General features: G+C 66.9%; 15 protein-coding genes. 11 read left to right on the top strand and 4 right to left on the bottom strand.

What is annotated here, in order from left to right; genetic code table 11:
- Nucleotides 1–209 precede the first annotated feature (209 nt).
- The 10 genes from ACHMXA_RS04975 to ACHMXA_RS04930 all read left to right on the top strand — a co-directional run bounded on the left by ACHMXA_RS04975 (nt 210) and on the right by ACHMXA_RS04930 (nt 11,850).
- Nucleotides 210–1,394 carry a polysaccharide biosynthesis/export family protein gene (locus tag ACHMXA_RS04975; RefSeq protein ID WP_395318977.1) on the top strand — a complete coding sequence of 395 codons (1,185 nt, stop codon included), beginning with the start codon at nt 210–212 and terminating at the stop codon, nt 1,392–1,394.
- Nucleotides 1,391–1,846, top strand: coding sequence for a low molecular weight protein-tyrosine-phosphatase (locus tag ACHMXA_RS04970; protein WP_176665712.1), 456 nt, complete (start codon nt 1,391–1,393; stop codon nt 1,844–1,846). The genes ACHMXA_RS04975 and ACHMXA_RS04970 overlap by 4 nt, the downstream gene beginning before the upstream one ends.
- Nucleotides 1,843–4,104, top strand: a complete 2,262-nt coding sequence (locus ACHMXA_RS04965; RefSeq protein WP_395318975.1) for a polysaccharide biosynthesis tyrosine autokinase — start codon at nt 1,843–1,845, stop codon at nt 4,102–4,104. The genes ACHMXA_RS04970 and ACHMXA_RS04965 overlap by 4 nt, the downstream gene beginning before the upstream one ends.
- A 267-nt stretch (nt 4,105–4,371) precedes the next feature.
- Complete coding sequence (locus ACHMXA_RS04960) at nt 4,372–5,151, top strand: sugar transferase (protein ID WP_395318973.1); 780 nt, start codon at nt 4,372–4,374, stop codon at nt 5,149–5,151.
- A 128-nt stretch (nt 5,152–5,279) separates the two neighbouring features.
- Nucleotides 5,280–6,353: a hypothetical protein gene (locus tag ACHMXA_RS04955; RefSeq protein WP_395318971.1), complete on the top strand. Its 1,074-nt coding sequence runs from the start codon at nt 5,280–5,282 to the stop codon at nt 6,351–6,353.
- Nucleotides 6,350–7,495 (top strand): polysaccharide pyruvyl transferase family protein, encoded by a 1,146-nt coding sequence (locus tag ACHMXA_RS04950; protein ID WP_395318969.1) that lies wholly within the window; start codon nt 6,350–6,352, stop codon nt 7,493–7,495. The genes ACHMXA_RS04955 and ACHMXA_RS04950 overlap by 4 nt, the downstream gene beginning before the upstream one ends.
- 17 nt (nt 7,496–7,512) lie before the next feature.
- On the top strand, nt 7,513–8,583 hold the full coding sequence (locus ACHMXA_RS04945) for a glycosyltransferase (RefSeq protein ID WP_395318967.1): 1,071 nt from the start codon (nt 7,513–7,515) through the stop codon (nt 8,581–8,583).
- 565 nt (nt 8,584–9,148) lie between these two features.
- Nucleotides 9,149–9,904 carry a hypothetical protein gene (locus tag ACHMXA_RS04940; RefSeq protein ID WP_395318965.1) on the top strand — a complete coding sequence of 252 codons (756 nt, stop codon included), beginning with the start codon at nt 9,149–9,151 and terminating at the stop codon, nt 9,902–9,904.
- 5 nt (nt 9,905–9,909) lie between these two features.
- Nucleotides 9,910–11,145 (top strand): lipopolysaccharide biosynthesis protein, encoded by a 1,236-nt coding sequence (locus ACHMXA_RS04935; protein WP_395318963.1) that lies wholly within the window; start codon nt 9,910–9,912, stop codon nt 11,143–11,145.
- A 33-nt stretch (nt 11,146–11,178) separates the two neighbouring features.
- Nucleotides 11,179–11,850 (top strand): phytanoyl-CoA dioxygenase family protein, encoded by a 672-nt coding sequence (locus ACHMXA_RS04930; protein ID WP_395318961.1) that lies wholly within the window; start codon nt 11,179–11,181, stop codon nt 11,848–11,850.
- A gap of 7 nt (nt 11,851–11,857) precedes the next feature.
- Here ACHMXA_RS04930 and ACHMXA_RS04925 read toward each other — a convergent pair whose 3' ends face one another.
- Complete coding sequence (locus ACHMXA_RS04925; RefSeq protein ID WP_395318959.1) at nt 11,858–12,715, bottom strand: hypothetical protein; 858 nt, start codon at nt 12,713–12,715, stop codon at nt 11,858–11,860.
- Nucleotides 12,716–12,800: 85 nt separating this feature from the next.
- Nucleotides 12,801–13,736, bottom strand: a complete 936-nt coding sequence (locus tag ACHMXA_RS04920; RefSeq protein WP_395318957.1) for a DMT family transporter — start codon at nt 13,734–13,736, stop codon at nt 12,801–12,803.
- A 117-nt stretch (nt 13,737–13,853) separates the two neighbouring features.
- On the opposite strand from ACHMXA_RS04920, the gene ACHMXA_RS04915 reads away from it, so the two are divergent.
- Complete coding sequence (locus ACHMXA_RS04915; RefSeq protein ID WP_395318955.1) at nt 13,854–14,819, top strand: LysR family transcriptional regulator; 966 nt, start codon at nt 13,854–13,856, stop codon at nt 14,817–14,819.
- On the opposite strand, the gene ACHMXA_RS04910 is transcribed toward ACHMXA_RS04915, so the two are convergent.
- Both ACHMXA_RS04910 and alr read right to left on the bottom strand, forming a co-directional pair.
- A complete protein-coding gene (locus ACHMXA_RS04910; RefSeq protein WP_395318953.1) occupies nt 14,761–15,525 on the bottom strand; it encodes a hypothetical protein in 765 nt (254 codons plus the stop codon). The genes ACHMXA_RS04915 and ACHMXA_RS04910 overlap by 59 nt on opposite strands.
- Before the next feature lie 4 nt (nt 15,526–15,529).
- Complete coding sequence (gene alr, locus ACHMXA_RS04905; RefSeq protein WP_176665702.1) at nt 15,530–16,630, bottom strand: alanine racemase; 1,101 nt, start codon at nt 16,628–16,630, stop codon at nt 15,530–15,532.
- Between the last annotated feature and the right edge of the window lie 104 nt (nt 16,631–16,734).

Below are 16,734 nucleotides of genomic sequence, written 5' to 3'. Positions count from 1 at the left end.
CGAATAGACACGTCACTTGCGTCTACTCCACCAAAAAGTCGCCTTGCGAAGGCAGCGACAATTCGCGCTCTCGCCGACCTTCCGATAAATCGTCGACCGCCCGAAATAAGCCACCATCAATAAAAAGAATTAACCGGCGCAATCGACGCCAAATCAGGCTCGGGCTTTGCATGGGCAATCGCAGTTTTTTTGAAATAACCAAGTTCGCAATGGAGTTCCATTTGACCCGCTACCTGTACCTGACGGGGTGGATTGCCGCCCTGGCCGGTGCGTTGGCGCTTCAGGGCTGCGCTCCGGGCTTCGGCTCGGTGGTGGCCTACGAGCCCGACCAGAGTCCCGCGCCAGCGCTCTCGGCCGACGGCACGCCGGCCGAAGGCGGACTGGTGCCGATCTCGCCGAGCCTCATCCGCGCGATGGCCGACGCCCGGCCCACTGCCGTTCCGCCGGACGTGAAGGCGCTGTTCGGCGAGGCGCCGGTCTACACCATCGGGCCGGGCGACGTGGTGGGCGTGGTCGTCTACGACCACCCGGAGCTGCTGCCGCACGCCGGCGCGGTGATCTCCCAGCAGGTGGACCCGACCGGCATCAGCGTGGCGCCCGGCTTCATCGTCGACGCCTCGGGACAGATCAGCTTTCCGTACATCGGGCGCGTGCAGATGCAGGGCCTGACCGAGATCGAGGCCTCCGACCTGATCGCAAAGCGCATCGCGAAGTACATCAAGGACCCGCAGGTGACGGTGCGCATCCAGTCCTTCAGAAGCCGCCGCGCCTTCGTCGAAGGCGAGGTGAACTCGCCGGGGCTGCAGATCTTCACCGACGTGCCGATGACGCTGGCCGAGGCGCTCAACCGCGCCGGCGGCATCACGGCCGCAGGCGACCGCTCGTTCATCACGCTCACGCGCGGCGACAGGACCACGCTCATCGACCTGCCGAAGCTGCAGGACATCGGCGTCGGCGCCAGCCGCATCCCGCTGCACAACGGCGACGTGGTGCAGGTGCGCAACCGCGACGAGAGCAAGGTGTTCGTGATGGGCGAAGTGCTCAAGCCCTCGGCGCTGACCATGCACAACGGCAGGCTCAGCCTCAACGAGGCGCTGGGCGAGTCCGGCAGCGCGAACCTGGGCACGGCGAACACGGGGCAGATCTACGTCGTGCGCAACAGCAGCAACAACGGCGGCAGCGACGCCGGCGCGAGGAACACGCCCGCCGTCTTCCACCTCAACGCGAAGAACCCCGCAGCGCTCGCACTGGCCGACCGCTTTCCGCTGCAGCCGCGCGACGTCGTCTACATCGACTCGGTGCCGCTGGCCAGCTGGAACCGCGTGGCCAGCCTGATCCTTCCCGCGGCGCAGGTGCTCGACATCGGCGACCGCGTCTACATGAACCACCGATGAGATCCGTGCTGACAGTCTGCATCGGCAACATCTGCCGAAGCCCGATGGCGGAAGGCCTGCTGGCCGCGGGGCTGCCGCAGCTGCGCGTGTTCTCCGCGGGCACCGGCGCGCTCATCGGCAAGCCGGCGGACGCCACCGCGCGCAGGCTCATGCAAGACCGCGGCATCGACATCTCGGGCCACGTCGCGCAGCAGGTGAGCCAGCTGCTGTGCCGGCAGGCCGACCTGATCCTGGTGATGGACCGCGAGCAGCGCCGCTACCTGGAGTCGACCTACCCCTTCGTGCGCGGCAAGGTGTTCCGCATCGCCGAGTTCGACGGCCACGACGTGCCCGACCCGTACGGAAAAGACGAGGCCGCCTTCGAGCACGCCCTGGCGCTGATCGATGCCGGCGCCCGCGCGTGGATCGACCGCATTCTGAAAATCACGAAACCCGAGCAGCAAACTACATGAACGCACCCCAGCAAGCCGCGCTGCCGCTGCAAGCCATGGAAGAGGATGGCGATGGCATCAACCTGGCCGAGTACCTGGACATCCTGATCGACAACCGCTGGCTCGTCGCGGCCATCGCCGCGGTGGCCGTGCTGCTGGGCACGGCGTACGCATTTCTCGGAAAGCCGGTCTACGAGGGCAACGTCGCGGTGCAGGTGGAGGACAGCGGCAATTCGGCCGGGAGCTTCCTGGGCGACGCGGCCTCCTCGCTGCTGAGCGTGAAGACGCCGGCCGCGGGCGAGATCGAGATCCTGCGCTCGCGCGCCATCCTCGGCAAGGCGGTGGAGAACACCAAGCTCTACATCAGCGCGCGGCCGCGCTACGCGCCCTTCGTGGGCAGCTGGCTCGCGCGCCGCGCCACCGAGCTTTCGGAGCCCGGCTTCATGGGGCTTTCCGGCTACGTGACGGGCACCGAGAAGATCCTCGTGCCCAGGTTCGACGTGCCCGCCGACTTCGAGGACAAGCAGTTCACGCTGACCCTCGGCACCGACGGCCAGTACGAGCTGAGCAACCCCGACATCGACACGCCGATGAAGGGCCGCGTCGGCACGCTGCTCGAGGCCAAGGTGCCGGGCGTTGCCAACGGCAACCTGAGCCTGATGGTCACGAGCATCGAGGCCAAGCCAGGCGCGCAGTTCGTGCTCGTGCGCTCGTCCACCCAGCTCACGCTGCTGGGGCTGCAGGACGCGCTCAAGGTCGTGGAGAAGGGCAAGCAGTCGGGCGTGCTCGACGTGAGCTGGAAGAACCCCGACCCCGAGAAGCTGACGCAGCTGCTCAACGAGATCGGCCGGCTCTACGTGCGGCAGAACATGGAGCGCAAGGCGGCCGAGGCCGAGAAGACGCTGGGCTTCCTCGACGGCGCGCTGCCGCAGTTCAAGAAGCAGCTGGAGCAGTCGGAAGACATCTACAACCGCTACCGCAACCAGAACGGCACCGTCAGCCTCGACGACGAGGCGAAGAACGCGCTGACCCAGACGGTCGACCTGCAGTCCAAGCTGCTCGAGGCCGAACAGAAGCGGCGCGAGCTCACCTCGCGCTTCACCAGCGAGCATCCCAACGTGCAGACGCTGGACGCGCAGGTCGCCGCGTGGAAGAGCGCGCTGGCCACGGTCGACGCGCGCATCCGCAAGATGCCCGAGCTGCAGCAGAACACGGTGCGCATGCAGCGCGACATCAAGGTGAACACCGACCTGTACGTGTCGCTGCTCAACAGCTCGCTGCAGATGCGGCTGGCCAAGGAAGGCAAGGTGGGCAACGTCCGCCTGCTCGACGAGGCCATCGTTCCCGAAGAGCCGGTGTGGCCCAAGAAACCGCTGATCATCGTGCTGGCGGCGATCCTCGGGCTGGCCGCGGGCTTCGGCGCCGCGATCGCGCGCAGCTCCTTCTTCGGCGGCATCCGCAACCCGGCCGAGATCGAGAGCCACACCGGCCTCAACGTCTACAGCAGCGTGCCGCTGAGCGCGGCGCAGCGCGCCATCGACAGGAACATCGAGAACAAGCTGGCCGGCAAGCACGTGCTGGCGCACCTGCAGCCGGAAGACCCGGCGGTGGAAAGCCTGCGCAGCCTGCGCACGGCGCTGCAGTTCGCGATGCTGGAGGCGACCAACAACCGCCTGCTCATCTCGGGCGCGACGCCCGGCGTGGGCAAGACCTTCATCTCGGTCAACTTCGCGGCGATCACCGCGGCCACCGGAAAGCGCGTGCTGCTGATCGACGCCGACCTGCGCAAGGGCCGGGTCAGCCAGTTCTTCTCGATCCCGCGTTCCTCGGGCCTGTCGGAACTGATCGCCGGCACGCTGGACTTCAAGCAGGCCATCCGCCCTGCCGTGCTGCCGAACCTGGACGTCATCACCACCGGCGTGCTGCCGCCGAATCCGGCGGAGCTGCTGACCAGCGAGTCCTTCGTGCACGTGCTGGAGAAGCTCTCGCCGCAGTACGACCTCGTGGTCATCGACACGGCCCCGGTCCTGGTGGCGGCCGACACCGCCTCGGTGGCCCCGCTGGCGAGCACCCTGCTGCTCGTGGCGCGGGCCGAGAAGACCCAGCTTGGCGAATTGAACGAAACCGTCAGAAGGCTCGCCCATGCCGGCAGAACGGTAAATGGCGTAATTCTGAATGCTATTGATCTAAGCCGCCGCCACGCTGGAAGCGGGGGATACAAATATGGCGCTTACAAACAGTTGCAATACACATACAATACCAACAGGGATTCCACTTAGACCGTCTGAATTGGAGTTAAATTCAAAATCATGCGGTGGGTTCCAGCCTGGCGCATCGATTGAATACTCAAATAGTATTCGGCATGAAAAGGCATTACAAATGACGATTAGTCCATTCGTATTGCCTTCAACGAGTCATTTGGCCGCGCAATAGTTTCTGCATTGCAGACACTAAGAGGCATTTGTGCGGGTAGTGTCGGCCAAAAATACAGGGCCATAACCGAGGATATGCGGGCAATTGCCCGCATGAGGAAAGGTGCGTCAAAAATGAAAGCATTTCGACGGGAAATCTTGTCGCGCTTCAAATCCGGATGGAAAAACCCGATGGGCAATCTCCGTCCCGAGGAATCGCTCGTACCGCAAGGCTGGGACATCTCAGAGGCAAGCGGTGGAATGGCCCGCGGCGGCTCGCAATCCGGAATCAACCATTCCCCGCTGCTGAAGATCGCGAAAAGATCGGTGGATATCGGCGCCGCGCTTTTCTTCTTCATCGCCTTCGGCTGGCTTTTCGTGCTGCTCGGCCTTTGCGTCTTCGCGAGTTCGGGCGCGCCGGTGCTCTATTACCAGCCGCGATACGGAAAGAACGGGCGGGTATTCCGCTTCTATAAATTCCGCTCGATGATCGCCAATTCGGCCCAGGTGCTGGAAGAGCATCTGAAAAGCAATCCCGAGGCGCGCCGCCAGTGGGACGAATACCAGAAGCTGGACGACGATCCGCGCATCACCCGTTTCGGCAAATTCATCCGCAAGACCAGCCTCGACGAATTGCCGCAATTCTGGAACGTGCTGACGGGCGACATGAGCCTGATCGGCCCCCGCCCCTGCATGCTCGAGCAGAAGGAGCTCTACGGCCACAGCTGGTCGCACTACTGCGCGGTGCGCCCCGGGATCACCGGCCTGTGGCAGGTCAGCGGGCGCAACCAGCTGACCTACAACGCACGCGTCGCGCTCGACGTGCGGTATGTCGAAACGCTTTCCGTCGGGAAGGACGTCGACATCTTCTTCAGGACCATCTGGGTGGTTGCAGCCGGTCACGGGTCGCGATGAATTTCGCCGGTCCCGGGTGATCGGCTCCGGCCGCGCCGGCCGGAGCAAGTCTTCCACGGAGTCCGTGCCGCAAGCCCGGACAGACCTTCTTTCGCTTTGCAAATGATCGGATTGGAATCCACATGCGGATGAGCCACGCCATTCCAGGTCCGGCCGCGACAGCACGAACAACAACAAGAAGAGGCACGCGCCGCTTCAACCAGTACTCGATTGCCGGAGTGCTGATCGTGTTCGTGTACGTGATCATCTATGCATATTTCCGGGAAATGCTTCCCGAGAAATGGAGCGTCGATTCGGCAAAGATCCTCGAGATCTTGAATTACGGCGGAACGGACGAAATGGACAATTCGTTCGCCGTCACGGCCGCGCTGTTCAGCATCATCGGGTCGGACAATCTCGACGTCTTCACCTGCATCAGCAGCGCGATATTCCTTTTCTTCGCGACGCACAACATCCGCCGGGCCGGCGACTTCTTTTCCCGGCTGCTGCTGATCGCGCCCTGCATCATGCTGAACATGTTCGCGCCGTCGAAGGAGACGGTGGTGCTGATCATGACCATGTGCATCACCGTGACGACGATCTATTTCCGGACCTCGAAATTCCTGACCATCGGGGCTTTTCTGGCTCTTTACGCCGTCTACGGGATTTTCGTCCGCAATTATTATTTGCTGATCGTCGGCGCCTTCTTCGTCGTGCATTACCTTTGGCGCCGGCCGCTCAAATACCACGTGGCGGCCGCCATTTTGGCCGCCGGCGCGGTCATGGCAGCGCCTTCCAGCCTTTTGCAGACCCTGCAATCGCCTCGCGACACCTCCAATGCCTATGCGGAACAGATCGGCAGCGACAACCGCACGGCCTTCACCAACATTGCGTCGCCGGCCACCGGCCCCGGGTTCCTGGCCAATTACGTCTATGCGGCGACGGTGCTGATCACGCCCGTCATCTATTTCCAGACGCCGAGCGACGCGTTCATGCAATTGATGATCTTCGCGATGCTGCTGATCCTCTACAAGGCGCGGCGAAGGTCGAAGCGCGACCCGGGGCAATTCGAGCCCCGCTTCTTCGGCAGTCTTTTCGTCGCTCACATCCTCGTCCAATTGATATTCGAACCGGACCTCGGCAGTTTCACCAGGCATCTGACCTCCGTGATGCTTTATCTGATTGCCATCAAGGTTTCCGGAAACAGGCCAATTCAAAGATGAAAAAAATACTGATCTGCGCGGTGCCGTTCAGCGACAACCTGGGTGACGGCGTCATCGCGGCGTCGCTGGCCCACATCGCGGACATGAAGTACCCGGGCGTGAAGGTCGAATTCCTCGACATCGCCGGGCGCGTCGCGTTCGACGAATCGAACCTGCGCGGCGGCGGCGCCTTCGGCATCTTCCAGAAGCTGCCTTCGCTGCTGCGTTCCGCAATCGTTTTCGCCTACTGCCTGAAGAACTACCTGCTGAGCTGGCGCAGGCAATGGCAGGCCGCGGTGGCCGATGCCGACCTGGTCATCGTCGGTGGCGGCCAGCTCTTCTGCGACGTGGCGCTGAACTTCCCGTCGAAGCTCTTCTTCCTGGGCAGGCTTTTGCGCGGGAAGAAGGTGGCGGTGGTGTCCGTGGGGGTCACGGCCAGATGGTCGTTCTGGGGAAAGCTGCTCGTGGGCAAGTTCCTCCAGAACGCCGCGCCGGTCTTCTACGCCACGCGCGACGTGGATTCGGCGAACAACCTGCACGCCTTCTTCCGCATTCCGCGCAGCCGCATCAGCGTGGTGCCCGATCCGGCGCTGGTCTGCGCGAGCGCCTTCTCCGAAGAGCTCGCGCCCGAGAAGAAGTGGGACGTGGGCATCTGCGTGAGCAGCCTCGACGCCCTGGTGATGAATTCCGAGTACGGCAGCACGCGCACCGTCGGCTCGGCGGAGTTCTTCTCGGGCCTGGCCGAAGCGCTGCAGGCAGAAGGCGCCCGGGTGCTGTACTTCACGAACGGCGCGGCGGAGGACAACAAGGTCCTGGCCGAGATTTCCTCGCGCGCCACGGCGGCGAACTTCTCGTTCGCCGTTCCGAAGCGCCCCGACGACCTCGTCTCGCTGATCAGCGCCTGCTCGTGCATCGCCGCCCACAGGCTGCACGCGAACATCGTCGCCTACAGCCTGGGCATTCCCTCGCTGGGCATGAACTGGGACAAGAAGGTCGAGTCCTTCTTCCAGCTCACGAACCGCACCCAGCACCTGTTCGGCCTCTCGCCCCGGCACGACGAGCTGAAGGCCTCCGTGCTGGCGCTGCTCCAGGCGCGAAACGACCGCGAGCGGCTGCACGAGCTGCAGTCCGCCGTCATCGCCGGAACCCACGCATTGATCTGAGCCGAGGAGTGAATCCCATGAAAGTCCTGCACGTCGCGGAAACGCTCAAGGGCGGACTGGAGACCTATCTCCGGATCGTCTCGAACTTCCAGCGCAACTCGCCGGAAATCAGCCAGGTGAAGTTCATCCTGCCCGGCAACGTCGACTGGCTGAACCCCGAGAGCGCCCACGTGGTGCCCACCGCGCGCAGCCCGCTGTCGCTGGTGGGCTACGCCAAGCGGGTGAAGAAGATCATCGAGACGGAGCGCCCCTCGGTGCTGCACCTGCACAGCTCGATCGCGGGCGGCATCGTGCGCTCGATGGCGCTGCTGGGCCAGATACCCAGCGAGGTGAAGATCGTCTACTGCTCCCACGGCTGGGCCTTCGACCAGGCGGCGTCGCGCTATAAGAAGTCGGCCTACCGCTGGATCGAGCGGCTGCTGTCCTCGCGCAGCGACGCCATCATCTGCATCAGCCGCCACGAGGTGCGGATCGCGTCGAAGTCGGGCATCAGGCGGTGCACCTGCATTCCCAACGGGATCGACTCCGTGGGCCCCGCGCCGGCGCGCCTGCCGCTTCGCGACGGCGAAGCCGGGCCGCGCACGATCCTCTTCGTCGGCCGGCTCGACCGGCAAAAGGGCATCGACCTCCTGCTCGATGCCTACGCCAGGGTCCGGCCCGACTTCAGGCTGATCGTGGTCGGCGACGCGGTGCGCAAGGACCTCCAGCTCGCGCAACCCGACCGGGTGGAATTCAAGGGCTGGCTCGAGAAGGACGCGCTCGACGCGGTCTACCAGACGTGCGACGCCATCATCGTTCCGTCGCGCTGGGAAGGCTTCGGCCTCGTCGCCGTGGAGGCGATGGCGCGGAGCAAGGCCGTGTTCGCATCCGCCGTGGGCGGCCTGGTCGACATCGTCGAGAACGACCGCAGCGGCCGTCTCTTCGAGCTGGACCACATCGACCAGATGCTGCGCGAGATCGACCGCATGCCCGAGCAGAGCCTGCGTCAGATGGGGCAGACGGGGCGAAGGATCTTCGAGGAGAAGTTCACCTCGCAGCGCATGAACGCCGCCATCGTCGACCTGTACAAGGAATCGGTGCTGCCATGAAGACCTCCACGACTTCCATGACGACTCCCGGTCTTCTTTCCCGCAAGCTCGCCGGCGGGCTCGGCGCCCTGCTCCTCGCGACGGCAGCGGCTGCAGCAGCCTTGGCGGCCGGGCCGGCCGAGGCGCGGGGCATCGGCACCCTGAGCTCGGAGTACCCGGTCGCGCTGAGCGTGCAGATCGACCCGGCGACCATCACCGACGACGACCTGCGCGAGATCCGCGCGTCGGGCTTCGAACTCGTGCGCTTCGGCGTGCGGCCTCCGCTGAAGAGCGTCAACCCGACGCTGATCGACTATCCGAAGCTCATCCAGCGCGTGCGCAAGGCCAGGCTCGGCGCCATCGTCACGCTGTTCGGCGGCAAGGAGATCTGGGGCCACGAGCCCGGCGACCTGCGCGGCGGACCCGGCAATGCCAACAAGGAAAGCCTGTTCGCCGACTTCGCGAGCGACTTCATCAAGGCGCATTCGGCCGACGTCGCCGTCTGGGAAATCTGGAACGAGCCCGACAACAAGACCTTCCTGCAGCCCGCCCTGGTGCCGGAGTTCGGCGCGGCCTCTTCCGCGCTTTGCAGCAAGCTGGCGCAGCGGCAGATCCGCCCGACATCATCGTCGGGTTCGGCTTCGCGAAGCTGCCCTTCGTCGGCGGCAGCAACGGCAAGGTCCCTACCGAGCTCGAAGACGCCTTCGTCTCCGCCGCCAAAAGCGACTGCCTGACGGACATCTCCATCCACCCCTACCGCTCGGTGCCCGAGACGGCGCTGGCCGACTACGAGAAGCTGCGCGTGCAGCTCGACCGCCGCCAGCTGAACAAGACCGGCATCGTCGCCTCGGAATGGGGCTATGCCTCGTACATGCCGGTGCGCGACCAGGGCGCGCAGGCCTCGCTGATCTTCAGGGAATACCTGATCAACGCCGCCGCGGGCATCAGGCTGCTGAACCTCTACTCGTGGCGCGACCGCGGCGACTCCTACTTCTCGAAGGAGGACAACTTCGGCCTCAAGTCGAAGGGCGGCGAGAAGAAGGAGGCCTACTCGGCGCTCACCGAATTCCTCAAGATCGTCCGGCACTCGCAGAAGGTGTCCTACCAGGACGCCGGCGGCGCGAACCGGCTGGTGCTGCGCCGCGGCCAGTCGCTGCTGAACGTGGTGTGGACGCAGGGCGGCGAGAAGACCGTGTCGGTCCCCGCCGGCGCGAGCGGCAGCAAGTGCACGCGCGTCGATTTCTTTCCCGTGATGCGCGAAGGCAGCTGCGGCAGCCGTTCGGGCGAGGGGTTCACCGTCAAGGCGACGTCCAGTCCCGTACTGCTTTCCATATCGGACTAGGTGGAATGAAACGTCTGTCCGGTCTGGCAAGGCGCCTCGGAGGTCCGGTCTTCGCCGTTGCCGACCAGTGCATCTACAGCGCGAGCCAGCTGCTGCTGAGCTTCGCCCTCGCGCGCGTGCTCTCCCCTGCCGATTTCGGCGTGGCCTCCGCCTTTCTGGCGGTGGTCAGCTTCCAGTACATCCTGCACATGGCGATGGTGCACGAGCCCCTGCTCATCAGGCGCTACTACGCCGACCGGTCCACCGCGTGGCTGGCGTGGGCGCTGGTGGTCCTGTTCTCGCTGCTCGGCTACCTGGCCTGGCAGGTCGCGGCCTTTCCGGGGCAGCTGCAATGGGTGGGCGCGGCGCTCATCGTGGGCTACGAGATCTTCTGGATCTCGCGCAGCCTGCTGCTCGCGGGCCGGCGCTACGTCGTGCTGTGCGTCACGGGCGCGCTCATCGCGGCGGGCTACGTCGTCGTGCTCGGCGCCGAAAGGCCGGCGAGCTGGAAGGAGGCCCTGCTGCTGGTTTCGGTTCTCCAGATTCCGTTTCTCCTCCTCGTGCTGGGCAACCTGAAGCACACGGTTCTTCCGCTGCCCGCGGCCAGGGATGCGCAGGGCCTGACGGTCCGCGAATCGATGGCCTACGGCTGGAAGGCCAGCCTCTCGCAGTTCATGAGCTGGATCATGACGGGCGGCGCCATCCTGCTGCTGGGCTCCTCGGCCGACGCCGAGCAGGGCGGCCTGCTGAAGATCTACATCACCTTCCTGCTGCCGATGCAGTACGTGCTGTCGGCACTGGGCTACTACCTGCTGCCGCAGCTGGCGGCCAACTGGAAGTCGGCACAGGAAGCGCAAAGGAAGAAGTCCCTGCGCGACTTCACCGGCTTCGTGCTGCTGGGGTTCGTGGTCGCCGAGGCCGTGGGCGTGGTGCTGGGCCTGCTGGGGCCCCGCCTCGTCGTGCTGGCCTTCGGCGAGAACTACAGGGGAATGGATTTCTCGCCCTTCTTCTACGCACCCGCGATCTTCGGCCTGACGATGTGCCTGCGCACCGGCTTCCGGGCGGCCTCGCGGCCCGGCGCCCTGCTGCTGTGCTCGGTGGCCGGCGCGGTGGTGTTCGCCGTGGCGATGCTCGCGGCCGGGACGCCCGTCTCCTACATCCAGACCGTCCACGCCATGACGTGGGGCTTCGCCTGCATGGCCGCACTGATGATCGCCTGGCTGTTCTTCCTGATGCGGGCGAACGGGGAGCAACGCGCCTGAGCCCGAACGGGTCCGGCGCTGGAGGAGATCCTTATGAGCAACCCACTGCTTCGCGGCGTGAGCTTCGACGAGCGCCTCCGGTTCCTGCGGGATGGCGTCGTGTGCCTGCGCGGGATCGTCTCGCCCCAGTGGATAGAACTGGCGCGCGACGGCATCGAGCAGCGGCACGACGGCATGCTGCAGCGCGTGGTGTCCGAATCGGGCGCCAGCGAGATCGCCGGGCAGCTCACCGTGACGCGGCGGCTGCGCTGGATCTGCGACCAGCTGCTCTTCGACAGGGACGTGGGCGCCGCGACCGCGACGCCCTGGCACCAGGACATGTCCTACGGCCTCGCGGACAGCCACCGCATCGTCCACCTCTGGATGGCGGTGGACCACATGCCGCGCGAGACCGCGCCGGAAGTGGTGCGCGGCTCCCACCTCTGGAAGACGGCGTACCGCCGGCGCGGCTGGATCGCGGCGGCGGACGACGAGGCGCTGGCCCCCGAGCTGCCCGACATCGAGGCCAACCGGAGCGCCTTCGACATCGTGGGCTACGAGGTGGACCCGGGCGACGTGGTGGCCTTCAACCACCGGTCGCTGCACCATGCCGGCCCCGTCATGAGCTTCGGCGAGAAGCACCGGGCCTTCGCCATCCTCTGCGCCGACGACGAACTGGGGCTGAACCGGCAGCCCGCGGCCATGCAGGCGTTCCGCGCGGCCTAGGACGCGTTCACCAGAACTTCTCGGGCGTGGCCGAAAGCGTCTCGGTGCAGCGGGCCACGGCCTTGGCGCGCTCCTCGCGCAGCCGCTGCCAGTTGTCGGCCTGCCATTCGTTCCACGCGACCGGCTCCGACTGATAGAAGCACTCGGCCGGCGGACGCATGAAGCCCGCGCGGCCGAGCGCGGCGCCGAACTTCAGGCGGAACAGCTCGTCCGAGCCGGTCAGGTTCTCGTAGACCAGGTGCCAGGAGCCCGGAAGCAGCGGCGTGTCCGCCACCGCCTGCACCTTGCGCGCCTCCTCGATCTCCTCGGGCGTGGAGCCGTCGGTCAGGGCCGTGGCGTAGGCGGCCTCGGCGCGCTTGCGGTAGATGTCGGTGGCGACCTTGCCGAGCGCATCGCTGAGCTCGCCGATGGCCGGGTTGGCGCCCAGCGGGTCGTCCTTGAGCGCCTCCAGCGTGGTGCCGCCGAGGTCGTCCTTCGAGAAGCCCTGCGCGCCGACGCTCACGCCGCCCGCGATGACCGACAGCGCGATGTTCAGCGCCACCTGCCCCGCGATGTTGTTCATCGTGTTCTCGCGGCGAACCACGCGAAGCTGTTCGATGCCCGGCTTGTAGTTGCCGCGGGCGAAGCGCACGCGGGTCTGCGGTGCCGCAGGTGCGACTGCCGCGACAGGTGCGGCGGGTGCGGCCGGTTCCATCGGTGCGGCCGGCACGATGGGCGCTTCTGCGACAGCCTCCGTGGCTTGCGATCGTTGCTGTTCAGCCGGCGCCGCCGCGTCGGTTTCGGCGTGCGCCGAGATGGCGGCGACCGCCAATGCGATGCCGCATGCGCGCCGGACGGCGCGCGCTCCCTGTTTCTTCGAAATCATGTGAACGAAATTCCTCCCGGCGCGGATTGTCTCCGAGCGCCGGGGCCATCGTCCGCAGCAAGAGACACGGCGGGTCCGCGCTCCCTCAGGCCGTGTCGCCGGCGACAGCGCGGCCCGAAGCCTCCCTCGCCGGCATCGTCACCCACCACGCCGCGCAGACGATCAGCAAGCCCCCTGCCCAGCCCCACGGCCCGATTCGCTCGCCGAAGCCGTAAGCCGCGATCAGCGCGCCGAACACAGGCTCGCTGCCCATCAGCAGCGACACGCGGCTCGGGCTCGAACGCGAGGCCGCATGGTTCTGCGCGAAGAAGGCGAAGACGGTGCACAGCAGCACGAGGTACGCCATGCCCCACCAGAAAGAAGCGGTGGCGGGCGGAACGTGCCATGCGCCGCCGGCCGGCGAAGCGACGAGGGCGAGCACCGCCGCCCCGAGGGCCATCACGCCGGACTGCACCGCCGTCAGCGTCAGCGCCGGCATCGCGTGGTGCCCGGCGAGCCGCCGCGTCATGCAGACCATCACGGCGCGCAGGAAGGCCGCGATCACCATCAGGCCGTCGCCCCAGCCCACCGAAAGCTCGGCGGGCGAGGTGGCCGAGAGCATCGCCGCGCCCAGCGCCGACAGTCCGGCGGCCCAGAACATGCGCCGCGCCGGCCGCTGGCCCAGCAGCCACCATTCGACGAAGGGCGTGAGCGCGACGCACAGGCTGATGAGGAAGGCTGCGTTGCTGGCCGTGGTGAGCGACACGCCGAAGGTCTCGCACACGAAGATCGCCAGCAGGTTCGCGCCGAGCAGGCCGCCCACGGCAAGGCCCCGCTGCCAACCGGCGCCGAACAGCGGCTTCAGCGCGGGCAGCAGCACAAGGAAGGTCAGCCCGAAACGCAGCGCGATGAACTCCAGCACCGGCAGCTGCTGCGTCGCCTGCTTGGCCACCGCATAGCTGCCGCCCCACACGGCGGCCACCAGCAGCAGCATGACTTCGGCGAGGCCGATGCCCGCCGGCCTCTTCGTCTTTGAATCCATACTTCGCTTGCGCCGTCCGTGAACATTTCCGAAAACCCGACGCATCCGCCGGGCAGGAAATTGTTCCGGGCATCACCCGGGCCGCACAGGCGTCGGCCGGAACAGGACTATTGCGTCGTGGGAACGAATTCATTTCTCAAGGTGCTGCCGGAGATGGTGACCTTCGTGCGGGTCGCCGAGCTCGGCAGCTTCTCGGCCGCGGCCGACCTGCTGGGCATGACGCCGTCGGCGGCGAGCCGGCAGGTGAAGCGGCTCGAAAAGGAGATCGGCGTGCAGCTGCTGCAGCGCACCACGCGCCAGCTGCGGCTGACCGAGCCCGGCGCCGAGGCTTTCGCGCGCTGCCGCGAGCTGGTGCTGGCGGCGCAGGGCGCGATGGAGATCGGGCAGCAGTTCGCCGCGGGCCCGAGCGGGCTGGTGCGCATCAGCGCGCCCAAGGCCTTCGCGCGGCGCGTGCTGCATGCGCACATCCTCGAGTTCCTGCGGCGCTACCCCGACGTGGACGTGCAGCTCATCGTGGCCGACCGCGACGTCGATCCGATCCGCGAAGGCGTCGACCTGGTGGTCCGGCTGACGACGAAGCCGCCCGAGGGGCTGGTGGCGCGGCAGCTGATGCCGGTGGCGCACATCCTCTGCGCCTCGCCGCGCTACCTGGCGGCGCATGGCCCCATCGAGCACCCGGGCGATCTTGCCGCCCACAGCTGCCTTTCGCTGGGCGAGCACGAGCGCGACAACCACTGGCGGTTCGGCAAGAGTGAAGGCGGGGACGAAGCGGAAGTCATCGTGCGCGGCCGCTATGTTTCCAACCACAGCGAGGTGCGGCTCGAAGGCGCGCTGGCGGACCTGGGCGTGGCCGTGGTGCCGGCCTTCGTCGCTCAGGAGGCGCTGGACGCGGGCAGCCTCGTGCGCGTGCTGACCGGCTGGGAGTACCGCGGAAACTACCGGGGCCACGCGTACGTCCTGTACCCGCCCAACCGCTTCATGGCGCCCAAGTGCAGGGCGCTGGTCGATCACCTGACGAGCGCGCTCAGTGCTTCTTCATCAGGACGCGCACCGCCTCGGGCAGGGAGTCGACCTGCGGCATGAAGTGGTCGAGCAGCGCGCCCAGGGCCACCGCGCAGATCACCGCGCCCAGCAGCGGCTTCCAGGTGAGCCGCACCGCAGCCATGAGCCAGCCCTCGCGCGCCACGCGCACCGCGGCGCGCGCCGAGACGTAGGAGAACGCGATCTCGATGGCCACGGCCAGCAGCGCGTCCCAGCTGAAGTACAGCAGCACCAGCGAGCCCGCGCCGAACAGGATGGCGGCGCAGATCAGGAAGACGGCGATCACCGGGATGACGACCACCGCGCCCTCGTCCGCGCCGCCGGCCACGTCGAGCGCGCCGCTGGCGATGTCGGAGAGGCTACTGCCGCCGCCACCGCCGCCACCATCGCCCGGAGCCTCGCCGACGCTCGTGTGCCCGTGCGAACCGCCGCCGCGTCCGCCGCCGAACTCGAAGTCGGGCGCGTCGACGTTGAGGTCGAGCCCGCGCTCCTCGACGAGGCGCTTCGCCCACCAGCGCAGCACCAGCAGGTAGCCCAGGTACCCCACGCCCAGCGTGAGGAAGTAGCGCACCGCGAGCGAATCGACGTGCAGCAGGTGCATCTGCAGCGCCGAGACGCCCCACATCAGCAGCAGCGTGAAGCTGCCGATGAGGATGCCGTGCGTGCGCAGGCTGTACTTGCGGTGGAGTTCGCGCTCCACCTGTGTTTCCCACAGGCGCACGGAGCGCCAGTTGGAAAGGACCTTCACGGCTTCAGGCGGGTTCCGGCTCTGCGAAAGGCACGCGCGGCGCCACCGCGCACATGAGTTCGTAGCCGATGGTGCCGCCGGCCCGCGCGACCTCGTCGATGGGCAGCACGGCGCCGGTCCTGGCCGACTTGCCCCACAGCGTGACCTCGCTGCCGAACTTCGCGTCGGGCACGCCCGTGAGGTCGACGGTGATCATGTCCATGCTCACGCGCCCGACCATGCGGGTGCGCACGCCGTTCACCAGCACCGGCGTGCCGGTGCCGCAGTGGCGCGGATAGCCGTCGGCATAGCCGACCGCCGCCACGCCGATGGTGATGGGGCCCTCGGCCGTGAAGTTGGAGCCGTAGCCGACGGTGTCGCCGGCCTGCAGCGTCTGCACCGACAGCAGCCTGGTCGACAGCGTCATGGTGGGCTGCAGCTGCCAGTGCGCCGCGTCGTGCTGCGGAAAGTCGGGCGCGCCGCCGTACAGCATGACGCCGGGGCGCACCCAGTCGCCGCGCGTGAGATCGGCATGGCGCAGCGTGGCGGCGCTGTTGGCGATGGAACGCTCGCCCGGCAGGTCGCGGGTGGCGCGCTCGAAGGCCTCCAGCTGGTGGGCGATGCCGCGGTCGCCGTCGGCGTCGCTGAAGTGGGTCATGAGGGAAATCTCGTCGACCTGGGTGAGCGCGTTGAGGCGGGTCCAGGCGGAGCCGAAGCGCTCGGGGGTGAAGCCCAGGCGGTTCATGCCGGAGTTCATCTTGAGGAACACGCGCTGCGGCTTGAGGGTCTTGTGGGCGGCGAGCATGTCTATCTGCTCGTCGCAGTGCACGGTGTGCCAGAGGTCGAGGCGGGAGCACAGCTCCAGGTCGCGGGCCTCGAAAACGCCCTCCAGCAGCAGCACCGGCCCGCGCCAGCCGAGGGCGCGCACGCGCTCGGCCTCGGCCAGGTCGAGCAGCGCGAAGCCGTCGGCGCCGCGAAAGCCCTCGTAGACCCGCTCGATCCCGTGGCCATAGGCATTGGCCTTGACGACGGCCCAGACGCGGGCTTCGAGGGCCGAACGGCGCGCCCGCTCGAGGTTGTGGCGCAGGGCTTCGGTATGGACGGTGGCGAGGATGGGGCGCGGCATGGGGTTTCCGGGGAGGCTCGGTGGGGGCTCGGGGAGAATGCAGACCACGTTTTAGCATCTTCGGGAATGGGGTCGAACACGGTGGGGATGCCGGATTCGATCTC

The organism is Variovorax sp. UC74_104, assembly GCF_044055375.1.
In the GTDB taxonomy this organism is placed as follows: domain Bacteria; phylum Pseudomonadota; class Gammaproteobacteria; order Burkholderiales; family Burkholderiaceae_C; genus Variovorax.
The sequence above is the reverse complement of the archived record's forward strand: the minus strand, read 5'-3'. Positions and strand labels throughout refer to the sequence as shown.